This window comes from Paenimyroides ceti, from assembly GCF_030409925.1.
Map to the genome: position 1 here is coordinate 257,866 of NZ_JAUFQU010000001.1, position 15,892 is coordinate 273,757.

The 15,892-nt window shown below is 35.6% G+C and carries 16 protein-coding genes and 3 tRNA genes; 16 read left to right on the plus strand and 3 right to left on the minus strand.

Annotated features, from left to right (window positions below; genetic code table 11):
* The first annotated feature begins 63 nt into the window (after positions 1-63).
* Entirely contained in the window at positions 64-1,263 is a 1,200-nt protein-coding gene (locus QW060_RS01210; RefSeq protein WP_290361899.1) for a C1 family peptidase, read from the plus strand.
* A 71-nt stretch (positions 1,264-1,334) separates the two neighbouring features.
* Positions 1,335-2,189 carry a mechanosensitive ion channel family protein gene (locus QW060_RS01215; RefSeq protein ID WP_290361900.1) on the plus strand — a complete coding sequence of 285 codons (855 nt, stop codon included), beginning with the start codon at positions 1,335-1,337 and terminating at the stop codon, positions 2,187-2,189.
* A 27-nt stretch (positions 2,190-2,216) separates the two neighbouring features.
* On the opposite strand, the gene dusB is transcribed toward QW060_RS01215, so the two are convergent.
* Entirely contained in the window at positions 2,217-3,209 is a 993-nt protein-coding gene (gene dusB / locus QW060_RS01220) for a tRNA dihydrouridine synthase DusB (protein WP_290361901.1), read from the minus strand.
* 138 nt (positions 3,210-3,347) lie between these two features.
* On the opposite strand from dusB, the gene QW060_RS01225 reads away from it, so the two are divergent.
* Together QW060_RS01225 and QW060_RS01230 are read left to right on the plus strand one after the other, a co-directional pair.
* A complete protein-coding gene (locus QW060_RS01225; RefSeq protein ID WP_290361902.1) occupies positions 3,348-4,244 on the plus strand; it encodes a pirin family protein in 897 nt (298 codons plus the stop codon).
* A gap of 3 nt (positions 4,245-4,247) precedes the next feature.
* Entirely contained in the window at positions 4,248-4,628 is a 381-nt protein-coding gene (locus QW060_RS01230; RefSeq protein WP_290361903.1) for an OsmC family protein, read from the plus strand.
* Positions 4,629-4,655: 27 nt separating this feature from the next.
* Here the strand turns inward: QW060_RS01230 and QW060_RS01235 are convergent, their stop codons facing one another.
* Positions 4,656-5,045 (minus strand): OsmC family protein, encoded by a 390-nt coding sequence (locus QW060_RS01235; protein ID WP_290361904.1) that lies wholly within the window; start codon positions 5,043-5,045, stop codon positions 4,656-4,658.
* A gap of 342 nt (positions 5,046-5,387) precedes the next feature.
* On the opposite strand from QW060_RS01235, the gene lepA reads away from it, so the two are divergent.
* Complete coding sequence (lepA, locus tag QW060_RS01240) at positions 5,388-7,184, plus strand: translation elongation factor 4 (protein ID WP_290361905.1); 1,797 nt, start codon at positions 5,388-5,390, stop codon at positions 7,182-7,184.
* Between the two features lie 47 nt (positions 7,185-7,231).
* Here lepA and QW060_RS01245 read toward each other — a convergent pair whose 3' ends face one another.
* Positions 7,232-8,908: a PNGase F N-terminal domain-containing protein gene (locus tag QW060_RS01245; protein WP_290361906.1), complete on the minus strand. Its 1,677-nt coding sequence runs from the start codon at positions 8,906-8,908 to the stop codon at positions 7,232-7,234.
* 72 nt (positions 8,909-8,980) lie between these two features.
* Here QW060_RS01245 and QW060_RS01250 point away from each other — a divergent pair, with 72 nt between their 5' ends.
* From QW060_RS01250 to tuf, 11 genes are all read left to right on the plus strand, one after another.
* Positions 8,981-10,252 carry a DUF2851 family protein gene (locus QW060_RS01250; RefSeq protein WP_290361907.1) on the plus strand — a complete coding sequence of 424 codons (1,272 nt, stop codon included), beginning with the start codon at positions 8,981-8,983 and terminating at the stop codon, positions 10,250-10,252.
* A 17-nt stretch (positions 10,253-10,269) separates the two neighbouring features.
* A complete protein-coding gene (locus QW060_RS01255; protein WP_290361908.1) occupies positions 10,270-10,497 on the plus strand; it encodes a PspC domain-containing protein in 228 nt (75 codons plus the stop codon).
* A 50-nt stretch (positions 10,498-10,547) separates the two neighbouring features.
* Positions 10,548-11,420, plus strand: a complete 873-nt coding sequence (locus tag QW060_RS01260) for a ComEA family DNA-binding protein (protein WP_290361909.1) — start codon at positions 10,548-10,550, stop codon at positions 11,418-11,420.
* Positions 11,421-11,445: 25 nt separating this feature from the next.
* Positions 11,446-12,588: an acyl-CoA dehydrogenase family protein gene (locus tag QW060_RS01265; protein ID WP_290361910.1), complete on the plus strand. Its 1,143-nt coding sequence runs from the start codon at positions 11,446-11,448 to the stop codon at positions 12,586-12,588.
* Between the two features lie 160 nt (positions 12,589-12,748).
* Positions 12,749-12,943 carry a 30S ribosomal protein S21 gene (gene rpsU / locus QW060_RS01270; RefSeq protein WP_290361911.1) on the plus strand — a complete coding sequence of 65 codons (195 nt, stop codon included), beginning with the start codon at positions 12,749-12,751 and terminating at the stop codon, positions 12,941-12,943.
* A 43-nt stretch (positions 12,944-12,986) separates the two neighbouring features.
* Positions 12,987-13,913, plus strand: a complete 927-nt coding sequence (locus tag QW060_RS01275; RefSeq protein WP_317623158.1) for a tyrosine-type recombinase/integrase — start codon at positions 12,987-12,989, stop codon at positions 13,911-13,913.
* A 21-nt stretch (positions 13,914-13,934) separates the two neighbouring features.
* Positions 13,935-14,234: a ribosome hibernation-promoting factor, HPF/YfiA family gene (hpf, locus tag QW060_RS01280; protein WP_290361912.1), complete on the plus strand. Its 300-nt coding sequence runs from the start codon at positions 13,935-13,937 to the stop codon at positions 14,232-14,234.
* An 87-nt stretch (positions 14,235-14,321) separates the two neighbouring features.
* Positions 14,322-14,395 (plus strand) — tRNA-Thr (locus QW060_RS01285).
* A 32-nt stretch (positions 14,396-14,427) separates the two neighbouring features.
* Positions 14,428-14,508 (plus strand) — tRNA-Tyr (locus QW060_RS01290).
* 16 nt (positions 14,509-14,524) lie between these two features.
* Positions 14,525-14,596: transfer RNA gene (locus tag QW060_RS01295), tRNA-Thr, on the plus strand.
* A gap of 62 nt (positions 14,597-14,658) precedes the next feature.
* Complete coding sequence (tuf, locus tag QW060_RS01300; protein WP_290361913.1) at positions 14,659-15,846, plus strand: elongation factor Tu; 1,188 nt, start codon at positions 14,659-14,661, stop codon at positions 15,844-15,846.
* Positions 15,847-15,892 lie beyond the last annotated feature (46 nt).

Below are 15,892 nucleotides of genomic sequence, written 5' to 3' on the forward strand. Positions count from 1 at the left end.
CATATTTCGTGTAACAATTGATACCTTTATGCGTCCAATTTAGAAAATTAATCACAATAGAGAATGTTTAAATTAAAATTAAAACCGATTCTTGCGGCTGCAATTATTGCTTTAGGAGCTTCAGGAAATGTGTTTGCTCAGGATGACTTAGTAAACTCATTAAAAAATAACCAAAGTGCAAACAGTAAAGATCATTTTACTTTTACCGAAGTAATCAATGTTGAAAATACTTCTATCAAAGATCAGGGATCTTCAGGAACATGCTGGAGTTATTCCGGAAACTCATTTATCGAGTCAGAAATGATCCGTATGGGAAAAAAACCAATCGAATTATCACAGATATTTACGGCGCGTAATGCCTATGTAGAAAAAGGAAAAATGTATGTGCGCATGCATGGAGCTGTTACTTTAGGCGAAGGTGGTGCATTCCATGATGTAATGAATATGTACAAACAATACGGTACAGTGCCACAATCTGTTTACAACGGATTGAACTATGGAACTACCCGTAATAAAATGGGCGAAATGTCTGCTATTTTAGAAGCTACATTGGCAGCTATCGTGAAAAACCCTAATGGTTCATTGACGCCAAATTGGGAAAAAGCATATACAGCTATTATTGATGCGTATTTAGGAGATTATCCTGCTGAGTTTACGTATGAGGGAAAAAAATATACTCCAAAAACTTTTGCTGAAAAAGTAGTGGGAATTAATGCTGATGACTATGTAGAACTTTCTTCTTTTAAACAATATCCTTATTATACAAAATTCACGTTATTAGTGCCGGACAACTGGGCATTTGATCAGGTTTGGAACGTGAAAATGGATGAATTGGTAGAGGTAGTAGATAATGCTTTGAAAAACGGATATACTGTTGCATGGGGTGGAGACGTTTCTGAAAAAGGATTCAGCTGGAAAAACGGAGTTGCTTATGTACCTGAAAAAGATTTTGCAAGCATGACAGCTGATGAAAAAGCGACTATGTTCAATGGTCCGAAGCCGGAATTGAAAGTAACGGAAGATATGCGTCAGAAAGCATTTGATAATTATGAAACAACTGATGATCACGGAATGCACATCGTGGGTATTGCTAAAGATCAGAATGGAAAAGAATATTATATCGTAAAAAATTCATGGGGTCTTACCAATGATTATAAAGGGTATATGTATATGAGCAAAGAGTTTATGAAATATAAGGCAACAGATATTATGGTTCATAAAAATGCGATACCAAAAGCAATTGCAAAAAAGTTAAGTATATAATTGCATCAAATATAATAGAGAAAAGAGAAGTTTAATTACTTCTCTTTTTTTATTTTTGTTAAAAAAAAGATATGGAAACATCGAATTTAGATGCAGGAATTGACCGTATAGAATTACTTATTACAGGTTTGGTTCAGAAATTAGTAGATATTATTCCTGAGCTGATAAAAGCAGTTGTTCTTTTAGTAGTAGGATTGTTTTTGATCCGAACTGCTTTAAAGCTTATAAAAAAGCGATTTGAAGCCAGAAATGTAGATTTGTCACTTCGTGGATTCTTATTATCTATTATTAAGTTTATTTTATATGCAATGCTGATCTTGTCTGTGGTACAGGCACTTGGGTTTCAGACTACTGCTATTTTAGGAGCTTTGTCCGGTTTAGTTCTGGCGGCAGGTCTCGCATTACAGGGATCACTTTCAAATTTTGCAGGGGGAGTTCTTATCCTGTTGTTTCGTCCGTTTGAGGTAGGTGATTATATAGAAAACAGTGCTGGTACAGAAGGGACTGTTGAGCGCATCGATTTATTGTATACTTCTTTGAGAAATTCAAACGGAATAGCTGTTTTTAGCCCTAATGGCGCTTTGGCAAATTCTGTAATACGGAATTTTTCAAAAATTACAAAACGGCGTTTTGAGTACACTATTGGAGTAAGTTATGATGATAATATAAAAGAAATTAAATCTGTTATTGAAAAAACATTATTGGAAGATTCCCGAATTTTAAAAGATCCAAAACCAGAAATTTTTGTGAAGGAACTGGCGACTACTGGAATTAATCTTACCGTTAGAGCCTGGACTGTAAAAGAAAATTTTACGGGAGCTCATACTGAGTTGCAGGAAAATATTAATAAGGCAATTGCAGATAACGGTTTTAAAAATCCGTATGCTCCAAATCCTATTCGGATCATTGATGAAAGAACGGAATAAAAAAAGCCACTCATTGAGTGGCTTTTTTTATTCCATTACATAGTCTTTATAAAATTCCTGAATTTCATCAAATATTTGTAATAATAACTGAGGATCATCTTCCGTAACCAGTCGCTGGCGATGCGCTTTAAAACCGTGTATGCCTTTGAAATAGTTGGTGTAATGTCTTCTCATTTCTACAATACCAAGACGTTCGCCTTTCCATTCCATAGACCATATCAGATGATTTTTAGCGGCCTCTAAACGATCTTCCATAGTAGGAGGAGCTAATATTTCTCCGGTTTTCATGTAATGCTTGATCTCATTAAAAATCCATGGATATCCGATAGCTGATCTTCCGATCATAATACCATCTAAACCAAACCGCTCTTTATACTCCAATGCTTTCTGTGGAGAATCGATATCGCCGTTTCCAAAAATAGGAATTTTGATCCGCGGATTGTTTTTGATACGTTCAATATGGGTCCAGTCTGAATGACCTTTATACATCTGAGCTCTTGTTCTCGCATGAACCGTTAAAGCTTGAATTCCAATATCCTGAAGACGTTCTGCTACTTCATCAATATTAATAGAATCTTCGTCCCAGCCCAATCTTGTTTTTACGGTTACTGGTAAGTGAGTGCTTTTAATGACTGCTTTAGTCAGCCTTACCATAAGATCAATGTCTTTTAATACTCCGGCTCCGGCTCCTTTAGAAACTACTTTTTTGACCGGGCATCCGAAATTAATATCTACCAAATCCGGTTGAACGGTTTCAACAATTTTTGCAGAAAGAGCCATTGCTTCTTCATCGCCTCCGAATATTTGTATTCCTACTGGACGCTCATAATCAAAAATGTCAAGTTTCATCCGGCTTTTTATGGCATCCCGAATCAATCCTTCCGAAGAAATAAATTCAGAATACATTAAATCTGCCCCGTGCATCTTACATAATCTTCTAAAAGGCGGATCGCTCACATCTTCCATAGGTGCCAGTAAGAGTGGATGTTCCGGTAATTCTATTTTGCCTATTTTAATCATTTGGGTAAATTTTATGCAAAATTACTTTTTTATTTTTAATACCCTGCTTATTCATTTGTTTTTCCATTGTTAATCTACATTAATAACTGCCAGAAATTAAAATTTGTATCTTTATGCAATACTAAAAAATAGCCATTCATGTCTACTATTGATTTTATTTTAGAAGAAAAAGCCGCTGATATCGGAAACTTTTTGGTGGGAAGACTATTGCCTTTTCGTCAAAAGAGAAATATAGGGCCTTTTGTGTTTATTGACCATATGGGGCCTGCTGCTTTAAAAGATTACCAGAATTTAGATGTTCCTCCGCATCCGCACATTGGATTGTCTACCCTTACTTATTTGTTTGAAGGAGCCATTATGCACAGAGACAGCCTTGGCAACGAAATAGAAATTCAGCCGGGAGCTGTTAACTGGATGACAGCCGGCAAAGGAGTCGTACATTCTGAGAGGACACCGGATTATTTACGTACCACAGATAAATTTTTGCATGGTTTACAAATATGGGTAGCATTGCCGAAACAGTTGGAACAAACAACACCGTCATTTACGCATATTGAAGCCGATCACATTCCAAAATGGTCAGAGGGTGATCTGGAATATAAATTAATTGCAGGGGAACTTTTTGGTAAAAAATCTCCGGTACCTGTTTATAGTAAATTGTATCTTTTAGAGATAAAGTCAAAAACAAAACAAAAGATTTCATTGGTAAACCAATTGTTCGGCGAAAGCGGACTATACATTCTGGAAGGTTCAGTTTCTAATCAGGGCCATACTTATGAGGCGAAGCATATATTGATCACCAAAGAAGCTCATTTATGCGAGTTTGAAATGGAAGCTAATACTACTGTATATATTTTTGGTGGAGATCCTTTTGATGAAGAACGATTTATTTACTGGAATTTTGTATCTTCTGATCGGGAAGTCATTGAACAGGCAAAAAAAGACTGGCAGGAAGGAAATTTTGAGAAAGTTCCGGGAGAAACAGAATTTGTTCCCTTGCCTCCGAATCCCTTTAAAAAAGAAAACGAAAAATAGACTATGGCAAAAGTAAACGCAAAAACAGGAATACAAAACTATAAAACTGTAATAACAGGTACTTCACATACTTTTTTGGCAGATGAGCCTGCAGATTTAGGTGGTACGGATCTTGGACCTAATCCCAATGAATTTTTAGCGGCCTCATTAGCTTCCTGTATCACGATTACCGTAAGAATGTATGCTGACAGAAAAAAATGGCCTTTAGATGAGGTTGAGGTAAGTGTGGAAGTTGATTATAAAACAGAGCCAGGAATTACCCGTTTTAAAAAGGATATTATTTTAAAAGGAGACCTTACAGAAGATCAAAAACTAAAGTTGTATATAATTGCTGGAAAATGTCCAGTGAATAAAGCATTACAGCAGACTATTATTATGGAATAGATAAAAAAGGGAGCTTAGCTCCCTTTTTTATTTTAAAACAGATGTTATGGAAATAGTTCCCGATAATATATTATGAAGATGACAATGCTTTGCAGCATTGACCATTTTTTGTTTTTCAGCATCTGAGAGGTTTCCCTTTAGATCAATAACACGAGTCAGCTTTGTCTCGGACTCATCTTCATTGGTCTCTAATGATACTTCAACTTCAATACCATCTGTATGAATAGTATGTTTTGAAGCAAAATCTTTTAAAAACATAGCAGTACAGGTTGCCAATGAGGCACATAACAGTTCTTTCGGATTAAATCCCATGCTGTCACCACCATCTGCTTTTGGTAAATCAGCAGTAAAGGAATTCGTGTTGTTGGATAATTCTGTCTGGAAAGATCTTCCGTTGTTTTTTGCAGTTACTTTCATATCTTCTTTTATTTTAAAGTTAAGAAATATAAATCAGATATCTGCAGCGCAAAAAAGAAACCTGTACTTTTTAACTTCATTTTAGGAATATCTATAAGTATATACTTTTATATATTATTATTAAAAAAATGCTGATAAAGTATTGTAGTAAGCTTTTCTAAGAGTTAAAGCAGAGGTGCAAATAATTTAAGAATGCAGAAAAAAATAATTTATATTTGCAGATTGGATATAGTGCATGAGGCGATACAAAAAAGCCTGTAAGAAGGATATACGAAGCAGGAGGATTGGTTAGAAACATATAATCCGGTAAGAGACATGCCTGAATAATTGAAATTTACTCGAATGAAAAAAATAAGAAATTTTTGTATAATAGCCCATATTGATCATGGGAAAAGTACACTGGCTGACCGATTGCTGGATGCTACACAGACGGTAACAGCGCGTGAGGCACAGGCACAATTGTTAGACAGTATGGATTTGGAGCGAGAGAGAGGAATTACGATCAAATCGCATGCGATTCAGATGGAGTACACTTATAAAGGGGAGCAATACATATTGAACCTGATTGATACTCCGGGACACGTGGATTTTTCTTATGAAGTTTCCCGTTCAATTGCAGCTTGTGAAGGTGCTTTATTGATTGTGGATGCTGCTCAGAGTATTCAGGCTCAGACGATTTCTAATTTATATCTGGCTCTTGAAAATGATCTTGAGATTATACCGGTACTTAATAAAGTAGATTTGCCATCAGCCAATCCTGAAGAAGTAAGCGATGATATTGTAGAATTGCTTGGTTGTAAACTGGAAGATATTATTCACGCATCGGGTAAAACCGGATTTGGAGTAGATAAAATTCTGGAAGCAATTGTAGAACGCGTACCGGCTCCTAAAGGAGATCCTGAAGAGCCGTTACAGGCATTAATCTTTGATTCTGTATACAATCCGTTTAGAGGGATTGAAGTTATCTTCCGCGTTATTAACGGTGAGATAAAAAAGAATCAAAAGATTAAATTTATGGCTACCGGTAATGAGTACTATGCAGATGAGATTGGTACATTAAAACTTAATCAGGTACCTAAACAAGTCATTTCTACAGGAGATGTAGGATATCTGATATCCGGTATTAAAGAGGCAAAAGAAGTGAAGGTAGGAGATACGATTACAGATGCGGCTACTCCGACTAAAAATATGATTACTGGTTTTGAAGATGTCAAACCTATGGTTTTTGCCGGAATCTATCCGGTAGATACTGAAGATTATGAAGACTTGCGCGCTTCAATGGAAAAATTACAATTAAACGATGCTTCTCTGGTCTTTCAACCGGAAAGTTCTGCTGCATTAGGTTTTGGTTTCCGATGTGGATTCCTTGGAATGTTGCATATGGAAATTATTCAGGAACGATTGGAACGTGAATTTAATATGACTGTAATCACGACAGTACCTAACGTTTCTTACTTTGCTTATACAAAAAAAGCACCTGATACTCCTTTTGTGGTCAATAACCCGTCTGATTTACCGGAACCTTCAAAATTGGACCGTGTAGAAGAACCTTTTATTAAAGCAACGATCATCACAAAATCAGATTTTGTGGGGCAGGTAATGAGTTTGTGTATTGAAAAACGAGGTCAGATTACCAATCAGACCTATTTGACCCCTGAGCGTGTAGAGCTTAATTTTGATATGCCTTTAGCAGAAATTGTATTTGATTTTTATGACCGTCTTAAAACAGTTTCAAAAGGATATGCTTCTTTTGACTATCATCCGATAGGCATGAGAACTTCTAAACTTGTAAGACTGGATGTTTTGTTAAATGCTCAGAATGTAGATGCGCTTTCGGCATTGATTCATGAGGATAATGCTTACTACATTGGTAAAAAAATGTGTGAGAAGCTGAAAGAACTGATTCCTCGTCAACAATTCGATATTCCTATTCAGGCAGCCATCGGGGCAAAAATTATTGCCCGTGAAACAATCAAAGCTTTGCGTAAAGATGTAACAGCAAAATGTTACGGAGGAGATATTTCGCGTAAAAGAAAGCTGTTGGAGAAACAAAAAGCCGGAAAAAAACGCATGCGTCAGGTAGGAAACGTAGAAATACCACAATCTGCTTTTATGGCAGTATTGAAACTTAATGACTAACCATTCAATTAATAAGAATAAAAAAATCCAGCATCTGCTGGATTTTTTTATTCTCCGATAATAATTCCCGATACATTCCACGAACTAAAGCTTCCTCCTTCATTCTGTCCTTGCGGAATTTGTATCTGTATGGTATGCTCGCCGGCTTCTAAATCGCCTAATTCTATCATTATGGGATTTGTAACGGTACCCGGACACCAATTTGATCGTGAGTAATCTGATGAGGAAAGACCGTTTTCAAAATTTCCCGATACGGGATTCATCAAACGATACGATCCACAATCCTGACGCCATGGAATAAAGCGCATCATTTGCTTTCTGTTTAGTGATATGGTATTGGGTTTTGGTAGAAATTCATCTCCGTTTTCCCAACCACCATGTCCGGTAGAGATATAGCGTAACCGGGCTTTTTTCAGAGGTTCTTTCAATCGGAATGTTACTTCTAATCCTTTTTCAACATCAAACAAAGTACTGTATTCCTGACCGCCCATTTCCATTATATTAGTTGTGTTAAAAACAGGAATTGCTTTTGTGTCATGAAACATGCTGTTTTCAGAATCATGTATGGTAATATTCATAGAAATTTTATGTCCGCCTTTATCGTAGTTGCCAATGAATGTGCCTATATATACTTCCTCATTATCTAATAAGCTGTGTAATTCTGAAATATCCTGTCTGTAATAAGCTGCATCTGACCATATTTTATCTTTGAGCCGAAACTGATTGAAATGATGAACGCCAAAAGGTGTGAAAAAACGCATAAGTTCTACCAGCGGTTCGTAATCATCTGTTGCCACAATGCCCTGATAATTTTTTCCATTTCCATTCTGATATATGGGTAAGACATTGACACCGTTGGTCAGTCCGTCAAGAAAAGATTGTTTTTTGGTTTGTGGAATTATAAATACACTTCCGGTACGGTCATAGGCATCACCGTTTGATTGTTCTTCGAGGTCTAAGAAGATAAGATCATGTTTCTTTAATTTCGGAAACTTTATTTTACGGACAATTACAGTTCCATTTGCAAACTTGTAAATAGAATCATTGCTTTTATTTGCTTCATTAAAGCTGATGACTTCATTCTTAAAAACAGGAATGGATTTAAATTTACTTTTCCAGATTTTATCATTGTAGGAAATCAGATCCATAGAGATTGCTGTAGGATCGGGGAGTAAAAGATGGCGGTCCATGTTTTTGATCCTCTCTATTTTTTTAGCAATAATGGTGTAATTGCCGTTCCGTGTCATTTCAAGTACCAGACCCAGATTTTGACCTAAGGTTGTAGGAGCGCCTTTGAAATCCAGATCTTTAGTGTACCATAACTCTATAATGTTGGAATTAATACTGGTTTTTACTTTATGGCACAGATATCCCAGAATTACTTTTGTTTCATCAGTTGTTTCAAACTGTTGTTTTTTAAGAGAAAGACTGTCAACGGTAATGTATCCGTCTTTATTGTTAAAAAAAGTTTGAGAATAAAGCCTATGGTCAGTAAAACTCACATATTTGACTGATTCCGGATAGTTTTTCTTGAGTGCAGCAAAGTTTTCTTCATTTGTCAGGAGAGCATTTTCTTTCGAAGTAAACAACAGAATGCGGCTTTGAGGACTGATGGTCTTCCCGTTAGATTCCTGTTCATATGTTACTTTTAATGCTTTTATCTTTGTCTGGGCAATTCCGTAAATGTTTGATAGTAAGAATGCAATGAGAAAATATGTTTTCATTATATGATGTTTTTATAAGTTGTTAAAGTAATAAAAAAAATGTATTTTAGGAGAATGGTATAGATTAGATTCATGAAAGAGGCGTTTTTACATTATGTGTGGCGTTTTAAGAAAATGCAGTTGACTGATTTGTTTACAGAGCAGCATCAGGCGTTGTCTATTATTCATTTTGGAAGTTATCCGGAAAAAGCGGGACCAGATTTTTTTAATGCGCGTCTTCTGATAGGAGATCAGTTGTGGGCAGGAAATGTTGAAATGCATGTAAATGCTTCTGATTGGTATCTGCACCAGCACCAGAATGATAGTGCTTATGATACGGTTATCTTACATGTTGTATGGCATGATGATGTTCCTGTTTTCCGGAAAGACAATACACAAATACCAACTTTGCTTCTTTCAAAGTATGTCGCGGTTGATGTGTATAATAATTTTCTGGGTCTTATGAAACCCAAGTCGTGGATACCTTGTGAAAATCAATTAAAAGATACGGATTCATTCATTATAAAACATTGGAAAGAGCGATTATTTGTAGAGCGTTTAGAAGAAAAGCAAATTCCAATAAGTAAACTACTCCATGAAAATCAGAACGATTGGGAAGCTACTTTATTTGTACTGTTACTAAAAAATTTTGGATTGAATGTGAATGGAAGTATTTTTCAAGAAATTGCCCGGAGATTGCCTTTTCATGTTATAAAGAAAGAACGTTCAGATTTACTACAGTTAGAAGCACTTTTGTTCGGAACGGCTAATTTACTGTCGTATGATTTTCAGGAAGCGTATCCGCTTGAGCTGAAAAAGCGTTTTGAATATTTGAAAATAAAATACCAGCTTGGAAACAATATAGAAGAATCGCCTCATTTTTTCAAATTACGTCCACCCAATTTTCCTACTATTCGTTTGGCGCAATTTGCAGCTCTTTATTATTCCAGAGAAAATCTGTTTTCAGATCTTATTGCCCAGCGAAAAACAACTAAAGATCTTATCGGTTATTTTCAAGCAGTCGCTCCATCATCTTATTGGGATACCCATTTTATTTTTGAGAAAAATACAAAATTCAGTAATAAAAAACTTACTGCCAATTTTATTGAATTGCTTTATATTAATACCATTGTGCCATTTCAATTTACTTATTTACGGCATAAGGGAATTGAAAATTTCGAAGAACTTTACTTACAGTTACAGCAGATTCCTTCAGAAAAGAATGCTGTTATCGATCGTTTCGAACAATGGGGAATCATGTCGCATTCTGCTGCTGACAGTCAGGCATTGCTTTTTTTGAAGCAGCATTATTGTGATGCTTTTAAATGTTTAAATTGTGCTGTAGGGCATAGTTTATTGTCATAATTTTGTACCTTTAGCGTATGATAAAGGTTTCTAAAATAAGATATTATTTTGAGCGTAATGGTTATGAAGTCTGTACCAGATTGGCAGACCGCCTTGGAATGAGAGTAAGCCGTGTACGTTTTTTCTTTGTTTATATGTCTTTTTTTACTTTGGGCGTTTGGTTTTCCCTTTATCTTACTCTGGCTTTTTTCTTGAAAATCAAAGATATGATCTACACCAAGAGGAGTTCTGTTTTTGATTTATAATTAAAAATGATTATATTGTAACAGGTTGATTATCGGATAATTAATTTGTTATGAAAAAACATTTTTTCAATTTTTTACCTCTTCTTACCCGTAGCCAGCGTAAAGGTATCTTGTCTCTGATGTTATTGGTTTTTATACTTCAGTTTTGCCTTTTCTTCTTTAACCAAAGAAAACGTAACGATGTTGATGATCCTGCAACAGCTATGGAATGGAATTTACTGCAACAGGAAATTGACAGTCTGAAACAGATAGAAACAGAAGCAAGAAAATTTGTAATCACACCTTTTAATCCTAATTTTATTACTGACTACAAAGGATATCATTTACAAATGACTACAATGGAAATAGATCGTTTGCATGCCTACAGGAAAACAGGTAAATTCATAAATTCAGTACAGGAGTTTCAGGATATTACAAAAGTTTCAGATGAATGGCTCTCAGTATATGCTGCTTACTTTAAATTTCCGGACTGGGTAACGGCAAAAAACGCAAACAGAAATTTTAAAGATGATTCTGCGTTACTTGTAATAAAAGATTTTAATAGTGCTACTGCAGAGGATTTTAAACTGATAAAGGGAATAGGTGACGGATATGCTCAGAGAATTATCAATGAAAGGAAGAGAATGGGAGGTTTTGTTCATATGGATCAGGTAGCCTTTATTTGGAATCTGCCGCCTGAAGTAATACACTCTCTTCAAAAATATTTTATTGTGAAAAAACCACCTGTTATTCATAAAATAAATATTAATACAGCTTCTAAGCAAGAGATTTCTAAAATACCTTATATAAATCATGAGCTTTCCAGAAATATTCTCATTTATAGAAGTAAAAAATCTGAACCCTTGACTATTGAAGATTTAGAAAAAATTAACGGCTTTCCCCTTGACAAATTAAAGATAATAGCGTTATATTTGGATTTTTAATAAAAATAGCAAAAAAGTAAACTATATGAATTTTGAATATAATGAAACGCAAGCTATGATTGCGCAATCTATTCGTGATTTTGCAGAACAAAATATCCGTCCACATATAATGGAGTGGGATGAGGCACAAATTTTTCCTGTAGAATTGTTTAAGAAATTGGGAGAAATGGGTTTTATGGGAGTTTTGGTGCCTGAAGAATTAGGTGGTTCTGGATTGGGATATCACGAGTATATTACAATTGTTGAAGAAATTTCAAAAGTAGATTCATCTATAGGTTTGTCAGTAGCTGCACATAATTCATTATGTACCAATCATATTTTAACCTTTGGAAATGAGGAGCAAAAGAAAAAATGGATTCCTAAACTGGCAACAGCAGAATGGATTGGTGCTTGGGGATTGACTGAGCATAACACGGGATCAGATGCTGGCGGAATGGCTACTACAGCTGTAAAGGATGGGGACGAATGGATACTGAACGGAGCAAAGAATTTCATTACACATGCAATTTCTGGTGATGTTGCTGTAGTAATTGTACGTACAGGAGAAAAAGGAGATTCGCGTGGAATGACAGCTTTTGTTGTTGAAAAAGGTACTCCTGGATTCAGTTCCGGTAAGAAAGAAAACAAATTAGGAATGCGTGCTTCTGAAACAGCTGAATTAATTTTTGATAACTGCCGTGTTTCCGATGCTAACAGATTAGGAGAAGTAGGTGAAGGATTTATCCAGGCAATGAAAATATTAGACGGTGGTCGTATTTCAATTGGAGCTTTGTCTTTGGGTATCGCAAAAGGAGCTTATGAAGCTGCTTTGAAATATTCTAAAGAACGCGTTCAGTTTGGAAAACCTATATCATCTTTTCAGGCTATTGGTTTTAAACTGGCTGATATGGCAACTGAAATAGAAGCTTCAGAATTGCTGTTGCATAAAGCTGCCTTTTTGAAGAACAATCACAAGCCGGTTACTACATTAGGAGCTATGGCGAAGATGTATGCATCTGAAGTTTGTGTTAAGGTAGCTACTGAAGCTATTCAGATTCACGGAGGATATGGTTATACAAAAGATTTCCCGGTAGAAAAATTCTTTAGAGATTCTAAACTTTGTACTATTGGAGAGGGTACCACTGAAATTCAGAAATTAGTGATTTCCAGAAATATTTTGAAAGACTAATCACGGGTGTTTGTTGGAATAAAGATTCAAATACACTGCAGATTGGAAAAATATAACTACTAAAAGAGAGGAATTTTTACAACTTCTCTCTTTTTATGTTTGGATTGTATGGGAAAAAGAGTTTATATTTGCAGCCTAAATGAAAGGAGGTGTATAAATTATGTTGATCATTCCAATTAAAGACGGAGAAAATATTGATAGAGCTTTAAAGCGTTATAAAAGAAAATTCGATAAAACGGGAACTTTACGTCAGTTGAGAGAACGCAAGAATTTCACAAAGCCTTCTATAACAAACAGAGCTAAAATTCAAAAAGCACAATATGTTCAGAAATTGAAAAACTCATTAGAGTTCTAATATTTCAGGCATTAATAAATAAATCGTTAATTAAAGTGTATCTTTGGTTAACGATTTTTTTATGGAACAAACTCTTACGGCTTACAAAAATTATCTGCTAAAGGAAAAAAACTATTCTTTGCATACAGCAACTGCTTATGTAAATGATGTGGCTTCTTTTTTTGACTTTTATAATGCAGAAGATTTGTCTGGGGCGGAGGTGGATTTTAAACAGATAGATTACAGTGCTGTTCGGGCATGGATGTCTTTTTTGTCATCTGAGGGTATGGTTAATAAAACGATTAACCGGAAAATAAGTTCTTTGAAAAGTTTTTTTAAATATCTGTATGTATCCAAACAAGTTGATGAATATCTTTTTATCGTTCATAAATCCCTTAGAAATGAGAAGACGATTCAGGTGCCGTTTTCAGAAAAAGAAATAGAAGCATTGCATTTAGAATTGTTTCCTGAAAATTTTGAAGGAAAGAGAGATCGTTTGATTCTGGAGTTATTATATTCTTTAGGGATACGCAGGGCTGAGCTGATTGGGTTGAAGACAGATGATGTGGATTTTGGAAACAATACGCTGAAAGTTACCGGTAAGAGAAATAAGCAACGTATTATTCCTTTGGTTGATCCTGTTGTTGAATTAATAAAGGGCTATCTTATTGTTCGCAATAAAAGATTTGGAAATCTAAAAGATGTGTTAATATTGACGAACAGTGGAAATATTTTAAATGAAACATTTGTTTATCGCTTAATAAATAATTATTTTAGAGGTGTTACATCTAAGGTGAAAAAAAGTCCACATATGCTTCGGCATACCTTTGCTACGCATATGTTGAACAACGGGGCGGATTTGAATTCAATAAAAGAATTGCTTGGTCATTCAAGTCTTGCATCTACGCAGGTTTATGTGCATAGCAGTCTTTCAGAATTAAAAAATGTGTATAAAAATGCACACCCCCGGTTTCGCAAAGATGAAGAGTAATTAACCTTTAAATTTTGTATTATGAAAGTAAAGATTCAAGCTGTAAACTTTAACGTTGATCGAAAATTGGTTGATTTTATCAACGAAAGATTAGAAAAGCTGGAGCAGTTTTATGATAAAATTGTTGGCGTTGATGTTAATCTAAGAGTGGAAAATACCAGTGATAAAGAAAATAAATCTGTAGACATACTCGTGAAAGTGCCTGGTGATGACTGTATCGTTAAAAAAACGGCAAAATCTTTTGAAGAGGCAGCAGATTTGGCCGCAGATGCTGTAGAAAGATTGTTGGTAAAGAAGAAAGAGAAAGAGAAAGCATACTAAAGAATAAAAAAAACGTAAAAAATTTTTATTTATTTAAATAAATATATACATTTGCAGTCCGTTAGAAATAGCGGACTTTTTTAAATTGCCGGTGTAGCTCAGCTGGCTAGAGCAGCTGATTTGTAATCAGCAGGTCGTGGGTTCGAGTCCCTCTATCGGCTCTAAGAAGTTGATTTTAAAAAAGTTAAGGTTAGGGAGGATACTCAAGCGGCCAACGAGGACGGACTGTAAATCCGTTGGGAAACCTTCGCAGGTTCGAATCCTGCTCCTCCCACAAAAAAAAAGCGTATGCCGGTGTAGCTCAGGGGTAGAGTGCTTCCTTGGTAAGGAAGAGGTCACGGGTTCAAATCCCGTCATTGGCTCTAGATTTTTAAATGAAAATTGAACACTAATTATATAATAACTAAGATTAAATTATTAAATCATGGCAAAGGAAAATTTTGATCGTTCCAAACCACACTTGAATATTGGTACTATTGGACACGTGGATCACGGAAAAACTACCTTGACAGCAGCTATTACTAAAGTATTATCTGATGCAGGTTATTCTGAAGCAAAATCATTTGATCAAATTGATAATGCTCCTGAAGAAAAAGAAAGAGGTATTACTATTAATACTTCACACGTAGAGTATGCTACAGCTAATCGTCACTATGCTCACGTTGACTGTCCGGGTCACGCGGATTACGTGAAAAACATGGTTACTGGTGCTGCTCAGATGGATGGTGCTATTCTTGTGGTTGCTGCTACAGATGGTCCAATGCCACAAACTCGTGAGCACATCTTATTAGGACGTCAGGTAGGTATTCCAAGAATCGTTGTATTCATGAATAAAGTGGATATGGTTGATGATGCTGAGCTTTTAGAGCTAGTTGAAATGGAAATCAGAGATTTATTATCTTTCTATCAGTATGATGGTGATAACGGACCAGTTATTCAAGGTTCTGCATTAGGAGCTTTAAACGGTGAGCCAAAATGGGTTGATACTGTTTTAGAATTAATGGCTGCAGTTGATAACTGGATTGAATTACCAGTACGTGACGTTGAGAAACCATTCTTGATGCCAGTTGAAGACGTATTTACAATTACAGGTCGTGGTACTGTTGCTACAGGACGTATCGAAACTGGAGTTGCTAATACAGGAGATGCTGTTGAAATCATCGGTATGGGAGCTGATAAATTAACTTCTACTATTACAGGAGTTGAGATGTTCCGTAAAATCCTTGATAGAGGTGAAGCTGGAGATAACGTAGGTTTATTGTTGAGAGGTATTGACAAAGCTGATATCCGTAGAGGTATGGTAATTGTTAAGCCAGGATCTGTAAAACCACACGCTAAATTCAAAGCTGAGGTTTATATCTTGAAAAAAGAAGAAGGTGGACGTCACACTCCATTCCATAACAACTACCGTCCACAGTTCTACGTACGTACAACTGACGTAACTGGTACTATCATGTTGCCAGAAGGAGTAGAGATGGTTATGCCAGGAGATAACTTAACAATCAATGTTGAGTTGTTACAACCAATCGCTTTATCAGTAGGTTTACGTTTCGCTATCCGTGAAGGAGGTAGAACAGTAGGTGCTGGTCAGGTAACTGAAATTTTAGACTAATTTATAGTTTTAAATAAATAAAGTCAGCGGTTTTTTGCTGCTGACT

Coding starts and splice junctions, on each gene's coding strand:
- tuf (WP_290361913.1), top strand. CDS start 14,659: ATGGCAAAGGAAAATTTTGATCGTTCCAAACCACACTTGAATATTGGT.
- QW060_RS01225 (WP_290361902.1), top strand. CDS start 3,348: ATGTCTACTATTGATTTTATTTTAGAAGAAAAAGCCGCTGATATCGGA.
- QW060_RS01255 (WP_290361908.1), top strand. CDS start 10,270: ATGATAAAGGTTTCTAAAATAAGATATTATTTTGAGCGTAATGGTTAT.
- QW060_RS01245 (WP_290361906.1), bottom strand. CDS start 8,908: ATGAAAACATATTTTCTCATTGCATTCTTACTATCAAACATTTACGGA.
- QW060_RS01260 (WP_290361909.1), top strand. CDS start 10,548: ATGAAAAAACATTTTTTCAATTTTTTACCTCTTCTTACCCGTAGCCAG.
- QW060_RS01265 (WP_290361910.1), top strand. CDS start 11,446: ATGAATTTTGAATATAATGAAACGCAAGCTATGATTGCGCAATCTATT.
- hpf (WP_290361912.1), top strand. CDS start 13,935: ATGAAAGTAAAGATTCAAGCTGTAAACTTTAACGTTGATCGAAAATTG.
- QW060_RS01210 (WP_290361899.1), top strand. CDS start 64: ATGTTTAAATTAAAATTAAAACCGATTCTTGCGGCTGCAATTATTGCT.
- QW060_RS01250 (WP_290361907.1), top strand. CDS start 8,981: ATGAAAGAGGCGTTTTTACATTATGTGTGGCGTTTTAAGAAAATGCAG.
- lepA (WP_290361905.1), top strand. CDS start 5,388: ATGAAAAAAATAAGAAATTTTTGTATAATAGCCCATATTGATCATGGG.
- QW060_RS01235 (WP_290361904.1), bottom strand. CDS start 5,045: ATGAAAGTAACTGCAAAAAACAACGGAAGATCTTTCCAGACAGAATTA.
- dusB (WP_290361901.1), bottom strand. CDS start 3,209: ATGATTAAAATAGGCAAAATAGAATTACCGGAACATCCACTCTTACTG.
- QW060_RS01230 (WP_290361903.1), top strand. CDS start 4,248: ATGGCAAAAGTAAACGCAAAAACAGGAATACAAAACTATAAAACTGTA.
- rpsU (WP_290361911.1), top strand. CDS start 12,749: ATGTTGATCATTCCAATTAAAGACGGAGAAAATATTGATAGAGCTTTA.
- QW060_RS01215 (WP_290361900.1), top strand. CDS start 1,335: ATGGAAACATCGAATTTAGATGCAGGAATTGACCGTATAGAATTACTT.